Source organism: Variovorax paradoxus, from assembly GCF_029919115.1.
In the GTDB taxonomy this organism is placed as follows: Bacteria; Pseudomonadota; Gammaproteobacteria; order Burkholderiales; family Burkholderiaceae_C; genus Variovorax; species Variovorax paradoxus_O.
This window is the reverse complement of the sequence record NZ_CP123990.1, coordinates 3,691,724-3,703,925: the sequence shown is the minus strand read 5'-3', so window position 1 is coordinate 3,703,925 and position 12,202 is coordinate 3,691,724. Positions and strand designations below refer to the sequence as shown.

Sequence of the window (12,202 nt, the reverse complement as noted above, 5' to 3'; positions counted from 1 at the left end):
GAACGAATGAATGTGGTCCTCAATCTCTTGGTCGGCGTGCAGATGCTGTCGGCCCTTGCAATGATCGGGCTGATCCTGATCCAGCACGGCAAGGGCGCCGACATGGGTGCGGCCTTCGGCAGCGGCAGCGCAGGCAGCCTGTTCGGCGCCAGCGGCAGCGCGAATTTCCTTTCGCGCACCACGGCTGTCCTGGCAGCGGTATTCTTTGCATGCACGCTGCTGCTGGCCTATTTCAGCCACGCACGGCCTGTGGGCGGTGGCAGCCTGCTGGAGCGCGCTGCTGTGGGTGCGCCTGCTGCGCCCGCTTCCGGTGCAGCAGGGCAAATCCCCGGCCAGATTCCCGCAGGTACGTCGGGTGCGGTGCCGGCCAATGCGCCTGCTTCGGCTCCTGCGGCACCTGTTTCGGGCCCGGGCCAGATCCCGAGCAAATAATCAAGTTGTTTTCATGGAGTCGCCAGTGAGAAAAGGCTCCATTTCAGGGTAAACTCTAAAGCTGTTCGGAAAGCCAAACACCTTCACAGGTACCTCATGCCATCCGAACAAAAAACCGCGGTCGTGGTGAAATTGGTAGACACGCTATCTTGAGGGGGTAGTGGCGAAAGCTGTGCGAGTTCGAGTCTCGCCGACCGCACCAAATCTCACCGGCAGAAAACCTCATCCAGAGTGTTTCTGCCGGTGGCAAGCGGTGAAAATCTCCCGATGAACCTCGATTCCTATCTCCCCGTCCTTTTGTTTATTTTGGTCGGTGTCGGTGTAGGCGTCGCACCGCAAGTCATCGGCTACATCCTGGGTCCCAATCGGCCCGACGCAGCGAAGAACGCTCCCTACGAGTGTGGCTTCGAGGCCTTCGAGGATGCGCGCATGAAATTCGACGTGCGCTATTACCTCGTCGCCATTCTCTTCATCCTGTTCGATCTCGAGATTGCCTTTCTCTTTCCGTGGGCCATTGCGCTCAAGGAAATCGGCGCCGTCGGCTTCTGGGCCATGATGATCTTTCTCGCCATCCTCGTCGTGGGCTTTGCCTACGAGTGGAAAAAAGGCGCGCTCGACTGGGAATGACAAGGAATCATCAAAATGGCCATTGAAGGCGTCATGAAGGAAGGCTTCGTCACCACCACCTACGACTCGGTGGTGAACTGGGCGAAGACCGGATCACTCTGGCCGATGACTTTCGGTCTGGCTTGCTGTGCCGTCGAAATGATGCACGCAGGCGCAGCCCGCTACGACATCGACCGTTTCGGCATGCTGTTTCGGCCCAGCCCCCGCCAGTCCGATCTGATGATCGTGGCCGGCACGCTGTGCAACAAGATGGCGCCCGCTCTGCGCAAGGTCTACGACCAGATGCCCGAGCCGCGCTGGGTTCTTTCCATGGGCTCCTGCGCCAACGGCGGTGGCTACTACCACTACAGCTATTCGGTGGTGCGCGGCTGCGACCGCATCGTGCCGGTCGACGTCTATGTGCCGGGTTGCCCGCCCACCGCCGAAGCCTTGCTCTACGGTGTGATCCAGCTGCAGCAGAAGATTCGCCGCACCAACACCATTGCCCGCGCCTGAGAGACTGCCGACGATGACCGACTTTGCAATATCGCCGGAGGTGCTGCGCGCCACCATCGCCGAGACCCTCGGCGCCAAGGCCAAGAGCGTGACGATCGCGCTGGGCGAGGTGACGGTGGTTGTCGGCGCTGCCGACTACATCGAAGCCGCCACGCTGCTGCGCGATGCGCCCGGCTGCCGCTTCGAGCAGCTGATCGACCTTTGCGGCATGGACTATTCCGACTACCGCGAAGGCGAGTGGCAGGGCGAGCGCTATTGCGTCGTCACGCACCTGCTTTCGGTGAGCCTCAACCAGCGCGTACGCCTCAAGGTGTTTGCGCCGAACGAAGACCTGCCCGTGGTCGATTCGCTCCAGCCTGTGTGGAATGCCGCCACGTGGTTCGAGCGCGAAGCCTTCGATCTCTATGGCATCGTTTTCGAGGGGCATGACGACCTGCGCCGCATCCTTACCGACTACGGCTTCATCGGCCATCCGTTCCGCAAGGACTTCCCGGTGTCGGGGCACGTCGAAATGCGCTACGACGAAGAGCAGAAGCGCGTCATCTACCAGCCGGTCTCCATCGAGCCGCGGGAAATCACGCCGCGCGTGATTCGCGAAGACAACTACGGCAGCGGTTTGCACTGATATGGCCGAAATCAAGAACTACACACTCAACTTCGGTCCCCAGCACCCTGCAGCGCACGGCGTGCTGCGCCTGGTGCTCGAGCTCGACGGCGAAGTGATCCAGCGCGCCGATCCGCACATCGGCCTGTTGCACCGTGCGACCGAAAAGCTCGCCGAATCGCGCACCTTCATCCAGTCGCTGCCCTACATGGACCGCCTCGACTACGTGTCGATGATGTCCAACGAGCATGCCTACTGCCTGGCCATCGAGCGGATGATGGGCCTCGAAGTGCCGATTCGCGCGCAGTACATCCGCGTGATGTTCGCCGAGATCACCCGCCTGCTGAACCACCTCTTGTGGCTCGGTGCGCACGGTCTCGACTGCGGCGCGATGAACATGCTCATCTATTGCTTCCGCGAGCGTGAAGACCTGTTCGACATGTACGAAGCCGTGTCGGGCGCGCGCATGCATGCGGCGTACTTCCGTCCGGGCGGCGTGTACCGCGACCTGCCGGACGCAATGCCGCAGTACAAGGTCAGCAAGATCAAGAATGCGAAGGCCATCGAGAAGCTCAACGAGAACCGCCAGGGCTCGCTGCTGGACTTCATCGACGACTTCTGCAAGCGCTTCCCGAAGATGGTCGACGAGTACGAAACGCTGCTCACCGACAACCGCATCTGGAAGCAGCGCACCGTGGGCATCGGCGTGGTCACGCCTGAGCGCGCGCTGAACCTCGGCTTCACCGGCCCCATGCTGCGTGGCTCGGGCGTGGAGTGGGACCTGCGCAAGAAGCAGCCCTACGACGTCTACGACCAGATGCAGTTCGACGTGCCGGTCGGCAAGACGGGTGACTGCTACGACCGTTACCTGGTGCGCGTGGAAGAAATGCGCCAAGCCAACAAGATCATCCAGCAGTGCTCGGCATGGCTGCGCGCCAACCCCGGCCCGGTCATCACCGACAACCACAAGGTCGCCGCGCCCGCGCGCGAATCGATGAAGGCGAACATGGAGGAGCTGATCCACCATTTCAAGCTCTTCACCGAAGGCTTCCACGTGCCCGAAGGCGAAGCGTATGCCGCCGTCGAGCACCCGAAGGGCGAGTTCGGCATCTACCTGGTAAGCGACGGCGCCAACAAGCCGTACCGCCTGAAGATCCGTGCGCCCGGTTTCCCGCACCTCGCCGCCCTCGACGAAATGTCGCGCGGCCACATGATCGCCGACGCTGTCGCGGTGATCGGCACGATGGACATCGTGTTCGGCGAAATCGACAGGTGAGAAAGAGCGAATGACGACTTCCTCGACCCACCATGACACGGCGCCTACGGCGCCTTCTGCTCCTCTGAGGCCCGCGATTCTCGAGCGCTTTGCGCGCGAGGTTGCCAAGTACCCTGAAGCAGGCAAGCAATCGGCCGTGATGGCCTGCCTGGCCATCGTGCAGCAGGACGAAGGCTATGTGAGCATGCAGCGCGAGCGCGAGATCGCCGAATACCTCGGCATGGCGCCCATCGCCGTGCACGAGGTCACGACCTTCTACAACATGTACAACCAGCACCCGGTGGGCAAGTTCAAGCTCAACGTGTGCACCAACCTGCCATGCCAGCTGCGTGACGGCGTTACGGCGCTCGTTCACCTCGAGAAAAAGCTCGGCATCAAGATGGGCGAAACCACGGCCGACGGCCTGTTCACGCTGCAGCAGAGCGAATGCCTGGGCGCCTGCGCCGATTCGCCCGTGATGCTGGTCAACGACCGCACCATGTGCAGCTTCATGAGCAACGAGAAGCTCGACCAGCTCATCGACGGGCTGCGCTCGTCCACTGGAACCACCAAGGGGGAGGCCGCATGATGTCGCCCGAACAAGTGCTCCAGCAGTTCCAGGCCACGGGCGTCCAGACCTGCTTCCATGACCGCCACATCGAGCCGCAGATCTATGCAGGCCTCGACGGCACCAACTGGCGCCTGGCCGACTACGAAGCGCGCGGCGGCTACCAGGCGCTGCGCAAGATCCTCACCGAAGGCCTCACGCCCGACCAGGTGATTGCCGAAGTGAAGGCCTCGGGCCTGCGCGGCCGCGGCGGTGCGGGTTTTCCCACCGGCCTCAAGTGGAGCTTCATGCCCCGCCAGTTCCCGGGCCAGAAGTACCTCGTCTGCAACTCGGACGAAGGCGAGCCGGGCACGTGCAAGGACCGCGACATCCTTCAGTTCAACCCGCACATCGTGATCGAAGGCATGGCCATTGCCGCGTATGCAATGGGCATCAGCGTGGGCTACAACTACATCCACGGCGAGATCTTCCAGAGCTACGACCGCTTCGAGGAAGCCCTCGAGGAAGCGCGCGCCGCCGGCTACCTTGGCGACGGCATCATGGGCAGCACGTACAACTTCCAGTTGCACGCGGCCCACGGCTTCGGCGCCTACATCTGCGGCGAAGAAACCGCGCTGCTCGAATCGCTCGAAGGCAAGAAGGGCCAACCGCGCTTCAAGCCGCCGTTCCCGGCCAGCTTTGGCCTCTACGGCAAGCCGACCACCATCAACAACACCGAGACCTTCGCGGCGGTGCCCTGGATCATCCGCAACGGCGGCCAGGCCTACCTGGAGTGCGGCAAGCCGAACAACGGCGGCACCAAGATCTATTCGGTGAGCGGCGACGTCGAGCTGCCCGGCAACTACGAAGTGCCCATGGGCACGCCGTTCTCCAAGCTGCTTGAACTGGCCGGCGGCGTTCGCAAGGGCCGCACGCTCAAGGCCGTGATTCCCGGTGGATCGTCGTCGCCCGTGCTGCCTGCATCGATCATGATGGAATGCACGATGGACTACGACTCCATCGCCAAGGCCGGCTCCATGCTGGGCTCGGGCGCGGTCATCGTCATGGACGACAGCCGCTCCATGGTCGAGTCGCTGCGGCGCCTCTCGTATTTCTACATGCACGAATCCTGCGGCCAGTGCACGCCTTGCCGCGAAGGCACGGGCTGGCTGTACCGCGTGGTGGACCGCATCCACAACGGGCAGGGCAGGGCGTCCGACATGGACCTGCTCAACTCCGTGGCAGACAACATCCAGGGCCGCACGATTTGCGCCCTCGGCGACGCGGCGGCCATGCCAGTGCGCGCCATGATCAAGCACTACCGTCACGAGTTCGAGGCCCTGATTCCGGGTTACGTCCCGAAAGCGCCCGTCAAGGCCTGAGCGCGAGAAACACATATATGGTTGAAATCGAACTCGACGGCAAGAAGGTCGAAGTGACCGAAGGCAGCATGGTGATGCATGCGGCCGACAAGGCGGGCACGTACATCCCGCACTTCTGCTATCACAAGAAGCTCAGCATTGCGGCCAACTGCCGCATGTGCCTGGTCGACGTGGAGAAGGCGCCCAAGCCGATGCCGGCCTGCGCCACGCCCGTCACGCAAGGCATGATCGTTCGCACCAAGAGCGAAAAGGCCATCAAGGCGCAGCAGTCGGTCATGGAGTTCCTCCTGATCAACCACCCGCTCGATTGCCCCATCTGCGACCAGGGCGGCGAATGCCAGCTGCAAGACCTGGCCGTGGGCTACGGCGGTTCTTCTTCGCGCTACGAAGAAGAAAAGCGCGTCGTGTTCCACAAGGACGTCGGCCCGCTGATCAGCATGGAAGAGATGAGCCGCTGCATCCATTGCACGCGCTGCGTCCGCTTCGGCCAGGAAGTGGCCGGCGTGATGGAGCTCGGCATGACCCAGCGCGGCGAGCATTCCGAAATCGAAACCTTCCTCGGCGACTCGGTCGACTCCGAACTCTCGGGCAACATGATCGACATCTGCCCGGTCGGCGCGCTCACGAGCAAGCCCTTCCGCTACAGCGCCCGCACCTGGGAGCTGTCGCGCCGCAAGTCGGTGAGCCCGCACGACTCCACCGGTGCCAACCTGATCGTCCAGGTCAAGAACAACCGCGTGATGCGCGTGGTGCCGCTCGAGAACGAAGACGTCAACGAATGCTGGATTGCCGACCGCGACCGCTTTTCGTACGAAGGGCTCAACGGCCCCGAACGCCTCACGCAGCCCATGCTCAAGCAGGGCGGCCAATGGCAGCAGGTCGACTGGCAGACCGCGCTCGAATACGTGGCCAACGGCCTGAAGCAAATCAAGGCAGACCACGGCGCGCAGAGCATCGGCACGCTGGTCAGCCCGCACAGCACGCTCGAAGAGCTGCAGCTTGCCGCCATGCTCACGCGTGAGCTCGGCAGCGACAACATCGACTATCGCCTCCGCAATGCCGAATTCACGGCGTTCGAAGGCGTGCGCTGGCTCGGCACCTCGATTGCATCGCTTACGCAGCTGCAGCGCGCATTCGTGATCGGCTCGAACCTGCGCAAGGACCATCCGCTGTTCGCGCAGCGCATCCGCCAGGCCGTGCGCAAGGGCGCCGCGCTGTCGGTGCTGACCTCGTCCAACCTGATGGCCGACCGCGAAGCGTGGGCCATGAGCGTCGCGCAAGCGTCGATCGTCGACGCCGGCCAGTGGGTCGAAGTGCTCGCCGGCATTGCCGCCGCCGTGGGCCAGAGCACCGGCCAGGCCGCGCCGCTCGCACCGGCAAACGCACCCGACGCCGCGGCGCAAGCCATTGCGGCTTCGCTGCTGAGCGGTGAGCGCAAGGCCATCCTGCTCGGCAACGCCGCCGCCCACCACGCGCAAGCCAGCAGCCTGCTGGCGCTTGCAAACTGGATCGGCGCGCAGACCGGCGCCACCGTCGGCTACCTGACCGAAGCCGCCAACACCGTGGGCGCGCAACTCGTCGGCGCATTCCCCAAGAACGGCGGCCTCGATGCCGGCCGCATGCTTGCAGCCGGTTCTGGCCTCAAGGCCGTGATGCTGCTCAACACCGAACCGGTGTTCGACTCCGCCGCGGGTGCTGCAGCCGCCGATGTCATCGGCAATGCGCAGATGGTCGTCACCTTGAGTCCCTTCAAGGCCAACCTCGAGTTCAGCGACGTTCTGCTGCCCATCGCGCCGTTTACCGAAACGCCCGGTACCTTCGTCAATGCCGAAGGCCGTGTGCAAAGCTTCCATGCCGTCGTCAAGCCGCAAGGCGAAACGCGCCCGGCCTGGAAGGTGCTGCGCGTGCTGGCCAACCTGCTCGGCCTGCCCGGCTTTGCGTTCGAATCGACCGCTGAAGTGCTGCGCACCATCGGCGACAACGGCGCCGTGCCCGCGGATGCGCTCGGCAACGCCACCGCCGCCAAGGCAGTGGCTGCCAGCGGCGCGGTTTCCGCACCCGTGGTGGCGAGCATCTATCAGCTCGACTCCATCGTGCGCCGCGCACCGTCGCTGCAACTCACCGCCGACGCGCGCAACGCAATGACGGCCGCACCGGTCCGTGCCGAGGAGGCATTGGCATGATCGACGCAGTGCATGCTTTCGGCCAGGGGCTGATCAACGCCGGCTGGTGGACCTCGGCGGGTTGGCCCGTGATCTGGACATTGATCAAGATCATCGTGGTCGTGCTTCCGCTGATGGGCGCCGTGGCCTACCTCACGCTGTGGGAACGCAAGGCCATCGGCTTCACGCAGATCCGCGTGGGCCCGAACCGGATCGGACCGCTGGGCCTGCTGCAGCCCATTGCCGACGCGCTCAAGCTGATGACCAAGGAAATCATTCTTCCGACGGTCGCCAACAAGGGCCTGTTCCTGCTGGGCCCGATCATGACCATCATGCCGGCGCTCGTCGCATGGGCCGTGATTCCGTTCGGCCCCGAAATGGCGCTGGCCAACATCAATGCCGGCCTGCTGTTCGTGATGGCCATCACCTCGCTCGAGGTCTACGGCGTGATCATCGCGGGCTGGGCATCGAACTCGAAGTACGCGTTCCTTGGCGCGCTGCGCGCCTCGGCGCAAATGGTGAGCTACGAAATCGCGATGGGCTTCTGCTTCGTCGTGGTGCTGATGGTTTCGGGCAGCCTGAACATGAGCGAAATCGTGAATGTCCAGGGCAAGGGTACCTTTGCCGAAATGGGGGTTGGGTTCCTGTCGTGGAACTGGCTGCCGCTGTTGCCGATCTTCGTCGTCTACTTCATCTCGGGCCTGGCTGAAACCAACCGCCACCCCTTCGACGTGGTCGAAGGCGAGTCCGAAATCGTTGCGGGCCACATGATCGAGTACTCGGGCATGAGCTTTGCCATGTTCTTCCTGGCCGAGTACGCCAACATGTGGCTGGTCTCGATCCTGTGCGTGGTGCTGTTCCTCGGTGGATGGCTGCCGCCGTTCGAGTTCCTGAGCTTCATTCCCGGCTGGATCTGGCTCGGCGCCAAGACCTTTTGCGTGGTCACCATGTTCCTGTGGGTTCGCTCGACGTTCCCGCGCTTCCGCTATGACCAGATCATGCGTCTGGGCTGGAAGATCTTCATTCCGGTCACGCTCGTGTGGCTGGTCGTGGTCGGCGCCTGGATGCAGACCCCGTTCAATATCTGGAAATAACTGGAAGCGCCAACATCATGTCTGCTGCGCATACCGCAACAACGTCGGCTCCGTTCTCGCTCAAGGACTTCCTGGGCAGCTTCATGCTGTTCGAACTGTTCAAGGGCCTGGCCATCACCGGCAAGTACGCTTTCGCCCGCAAGATCACGGTGCAGTTCCCGGAAGAGAAGACGCCGCTGTCGCCGCGTTTTCGGGGCCTGCATGCGCTGCGCCGCTATGAAAACGGCGAAGAACGCTGCATTGCCTGCAAGCTCTGCGAGGCCGTGTGCCCCGCACTTGCCATCACCATCGAATCCGATGTGCGCGACGACGGCTCGCGCCGCACCACGCGCTACGACATCGACCTGACCAAGTGCATCTTCTGCGGCTTCTGCGAAGAAAGCTGCCCGGTCGATTCGATCGTCGAGACCCACATCTTCGAATACCACGGCGAAAAGCGCGGCGACCTGTACTTCACCAAGGACATGCTCCTGGCCGTGGGCGACCGCTACGAAAAAGAAATTGCAGCGAACAAGGCGGCTGACGCCAAGTACCGCTGATCCCGGCCAGCCCGAACCCCGTACCAATTCGAATTCCAATGGACGTCAAGACCGGTCTGTTCTATCTGTTTGCCGCGGTGCTGCTGTTCGCGGCCTTCCGCGTCATCACCGCCCGCAATCCCGTGTACGCGGCGCTGTACCTTGTGCTCGCCTTCTTCCAGGCGTCCGCCATCTGGCTGCTGCTGCGCGCCGAGTTCCTGGCGATCTCGCTCGTGCTCGTCTACGTGGGCGCGGTGATGGTGCTGTTCCTCTTCGTGGTGATGATGCTGGACATCAACGTCGACGGGCTGCGGCAGGGCTTCTGGAAGCACTTTCCGCTGGCCGCCGGCGTGGGCGCACTCATTGCGCTTGAGATGGCTGCCGTGCTGATGGGCGGCTTCCGCCTGGCGGAGCCGCCGCGCGCCGGGGCTGCCGTTGCGGCCAACAGCTCCAACACGCTCGAGCTCGGCAAGCTGCTGTACTCCGAGTACCTGTACCCGCTCGAGATTGCAGCCGTCATCCTGCTCGTGGCCATTGTGGCCGCCATTGCCCTCACGCTGCGTACCCGCAAGGACAGCAAGTACGTCAACCCGTCGGACCAGGTGCGCGTGAAGGCGCGCGACCGCGTGCGCATCGTGCAGATGCAGGTCACGCGCGCCGCCGAGCCCGTGGTCGAAGCACCCGTAGATGCAGGCGCAGCAGCGGCGGCAAAGGAAAACAAGGCATGACGCTCACGCTCGGACACTTTCTTTCGCTTGGCGCAATGCTCTTTGCGCTATCGGTGATCGGCATTTTCCTGAACCGCAAGAACCTCATCGTGCTGCTGATGGCGATCGAGTTGATGCTGCTTGCGGTGAACATGAACTTCGTGGCGTTCTCGTACTACCTGGGCGACATGCACGGCCAGATCTTCGTGTTCTTCATCCTGACGGTGGCTGCGGCCGAGTCGGCAATCGGTCTCGCGCTGCTGGTCTTGTTGTTCCGCAACAAATCCAACATCAACGTAGACGAACTCAACTCGCTCAAGGGTTGAAAGCAGTATGAGCGCAACCCTTTCCGCATCCTCCCTGCTGGCCGTGCCGCTGGCACCCCTGGTCGGCGCCGCCGTTGCCGGCCTTTTCGGCACCAAGTTCGGCGGCAACCACATCGGCCGCAAAGTCACGCATTCGCTGACCATCCTCGGCGTTCTGGTCGCCTTCATCATCTCGGCCATGACGCTGAAGTCGGTTGTCGTAGACGGCGCCCGCTTCAACGCCACCATCTACGAATGGATGATGGTCGGCGGCCTGAAGATGGAAGTCGGCTTCCTGGTCGACGGCCTCACCGCCATGATGATGTGCGTCGTGACCTTCGTCTCGCTGATGGTGCACATCTACACCATCGGCTACATGGAAGAAGACGAAGGCTACAACCGCTTCTTCGCGTACATCTCGCTGTTCACCTTCTCGATGCTGATGCTCGTCATGAGCAACAACATGCTCCAGCTGTTCTTCGGCTGGGAAGCGGTGGGCCTGGTGTCTTACCTGCTGATCGGCTTCTGGTTCAACAAGCCCACGGCCATCTTCGCCAACATGAAGGCGTTCCTGGTCAACCGCGTGGGCGACTTCGGCTTCATCCTGGGCATTGGCCTCATCGCGGCCTACGCCGGCACGCTGAACTACGGCGAAGCCTTCGCCAAGGCCAACACGCTGGCCGGCATCACCTTTCCCGGCACCGAATGGATGCTGGTGACCGTGATCTGCATCTGCCTGTTCATCGGCGCCATGGGCAAGAGCGCTCAGTTCCCGCTGCACGTGTGGCTGCCCGATTCGATGGAAGGCCCAACGCCCATTTCGGCGCTGATCCACGCGGCAACCATGGTGACGGCCGGCATCTTCATGGTGGCGCGCATGTCGCCGCTGTTCGAGCTCAGCGACACGGCGCTCTCCTTCGTGCTGGTGATCGGCGCCATCACGGCGCTGTTCATGGGTTTCCTGGGCATCATCCAGAACGACATCAAGCGCGTGGTTGCCTACTCGACGCTCTCGCAGCTCGGCTACATGACGGTGGCGCTCGGCGCGTCGGCCTATTCGGTCGCGGTGTTCCACCTGATGACGCACGCGTTCTTCAAGGCGCTGCTGTTCCTTGGCGCGGGCTCGGTGATCATCGGCATGCACCACAACCAGGACATCCGCTGGATGGGCGGCGTGCGCAAGTACATGCCCATCACCTGGATCACCTCGCTGCTGGGTTCGCTGGCGCTGATCGGCACGCCGTTCTTCTCGGGCTTCTACTCGAAGGACAGCATCATCGAAGCGGTGCACGAAAGCCACCTGTGGGGCGCCCAGTTTGCGTATTACGCCGTGCTGGCCGGCGTGTTCGTCACGGCGTTCTACTCGTTCCGCATGTACTTCCTGGTGTTCCACGGCAAGGAGCGCTACGACCAGAACCCTGATGCGCACCATGACGACCATGCAGCGCATGGCGACGACCACGGGCATGGCCACCACGACCACAAGCCGCATGAGTCGCCGATGGTGGTGTGGCTACCGCTGGTGCTGCTGGCCATTCCGTCGGTTGTGATCGGTTTCATGACCATCCAGCCGATGCTCTTCGGCGAGTTCTTCAAGGGCGCGATCTTCGTGGACGCTACCAAGCACCATGCCATGAAGGAACTCGGCGAAGCCTTCCATGGCCCGGTTGCCATGGCAATCCACGGATTGCAGACCCCGCCGTTCTGGCTGGCGCTGGCAGGCGTGGTGGTTTCGTACCTCATGTACATGCAGTTCCCGGCAGTGCCCGCTGCGATCAAGCGCGCCTTCGGCCCGGTCTACCGCCTGCTCGACAACAAGTACTACCTCGACTGGATCAACGAGAACATCATCGCCCGCGGTGCGCGTGCCCTCGGCACCGGCCTGTGGAAGGGCGGCGACCAGGCGCTGATCGACGGCGCCGTGGTCAACGGTTCGTGGAAGGTCGTCGGCCGCATCTCGGGTGTGGTGCGTTGGCTGCAGTCGGGCTACATCTATCACTACGCCTTTGCGATGCTGCTCGGCATCTTCATCCTGATGACGTACTTCGTCTGGTTCAAACGCTGAGCCCGAACG

General features: G+C 62.9%; 13 protein-coding genes and 1 tRNA gene. All 14 read left to right on the top strand.

Annotated elements, in window-relative coordinates:
* Window positions 1-6 precede the first annotated feature (6 nt).
* Entirely contained in the window at window positions 7-432 is a 426-nt protein-coding gene (gene secG, locus QHG62_RS17850; RefSeq protein ID WP_281146867.1) for a preprotein translocase subunit SecG, read from the top strand.
* A gap of 117 nt (window positions 433-549) precedes the next feature.
* A tRNA-Leu gene (locus QHG62_RS17845) sits at window positions 550-634 on the top strand.
* Between the two features lie 65 nt (window positions 635-699).
* Entirely contained in the window at window positions 700-1,059 is a 360-nt protein-coding gene (locus QHG62_RS17840) for an NADH-quinone oxidoreductase subunit A (RefSeq protein ID WP_012748607.1), read from the top strand.
* Window positions 1,060-1,074: 15 nt separating this feature from the next.
* Complete coding sequence (locus QHG62_RS17835) at window positions 1,075-1,554, top strand: NuoB/complex I 20 kDa subunit family protein (RefSeq protein WP_012748606.1); 480 nt, start codon at window positions 1,075-1,077, stop codon at window positions 1,552-1,554.
* Between the two features lie 13 nt (window positions 1,555-1,567).
* A complete protein-coding gene (locus QHG62_RS17830; RefSeq protein WP_258507957.1) occupies window positions 1,568-2,179 on the top strand; it encodes an NADH-quinone oxidoreductase subunit C in 612 nt (203 codons plus the stop codon).
* Between the two features lies 1 nt (window position 2,180).
* Window positions 2,181-3,434, top strand: coding sequence for an NADH-quinone oxidoreductase subunit D (locus tag QHG62_RS17825; RefSeq protein WP_258507955.1), 1,254 nt, complete (start codon window positions 2,181-2,183; stop codon window positions 3,432-3,434).
* 10 nt (window positions 3,435-3,444) lie between these two features.
* Window positions 3,445-4,002: an NADH-quinone oxidoreductase subunit NuoE gene (nuoE, locus tag QHG62_RS17820; protein WP_281146866.1), complete on the top strand. Its 558-nt coding sequence runs from the start codon at window positions 3,445-3,447 to the stop codon at window positions 4,000-4,002.
* Complete coding sequence (gene nuoF, locus QHG62_RS17815) at window positions 4,002-5,342, top strand: NADH-quinone oxidoreductase subunit NuoF (RefSeq protein WP_432445621.1); 1,341 nt, start codon at window positions 4,002-4,004, stop codon at window positions 5,340-5,342. The genes nuoE and nuoF overlap by 1 nt, the downstream gene beginning before the upstream one ends.
* Before the next feature lie 17 nt (window positions 5,343-5,359).
* The gene (nuoG, locus tag QHG62_RS17810) at window positions 5,360-7,525 is read left to right on the top strand and encodes an NADH-quinone oxidoreductase subunit NuoG (protein ID WP_281146865.1); all 2,166 of its coding nucleotides are present in this window, start codon (window positions 5,360-5,362) and stop codon (window positions 7,523-7,525) included.
* The gene (gene nuoH, locus QHG62_RS17805) at window positions 7,522-8,598 is read left to right on the top strand and encodes an NADH-quinone oxidoreductase subunit NuoH (RefSeq protein WP_281146864.1); all 1,077 of its coding nucleotides are present in this window, start codon (window positions 7,522-7,524) and stop codon (window positions 8,596-8,598) included. Before nuoG ends, nuoH begins: the two co-directional genes overlap by 4 nt.
* Window positions 8,599-8,615: 17 nt before the next feature.
* The gene (nuoI, locus tag QHG62_RS17800) at window positions 8,616-9,137 is read left to right on the top strand and encodes an NADH-quinone oxidoreductase subunit NuoI (protein WP_055805171.1); all 522 of its coding nucleotides are present in this window, start codon (window positions 8,616-8,618) and stop codon (window positions 9,135-9,137) included.
* 38 nt (window positions 9,138-9,175) lie between these two features.
* Window positions 9,176-9,844 carry an NADH-quinone oxidoreductase subunit J gene (locus QHG62_RS17795; protein WP_281146863.1) on the top strand — a complete coding sequence of 223 codons (669 nt, stop codon included), beginning with the start codon at window positions 9,176-9,178 and terminating at the stop codon, window positions 9,842-9,844.
* Window positions 9,841-10,149: an NADH-quinone oxidoreductase subunit NuoK gene (gene nuoK, locus QHG62_RS17790; protein WP_012748597.1), complete on the top strand. Its 309-nt coding sequence runs from the start codon at window positions 9,841-9,843 to the stop codon at window positions 10,147-10,149. Before QHG62_RS17795 ends, nuoK begins: the two co-directional genes overlap by 4 nt.
* A 7-nt stretch (window positions 10,150-10,156) precedes the next feature.
* Window positions 10,157-12,193 (top strand): NADH-quinone oxidoreductase subunit L, encoded by a 2,037-nt coding sequence (nuoL, locus tag QHG62_RS17785; RefSeq protein WP_281146862.1) that lies wholly within the window; start codon window positions 10,157-10,159, stop codon window positions 12,191-12,193.
* Window positions 12,194-12,202 lie beyond the last annotated feature (9 nt).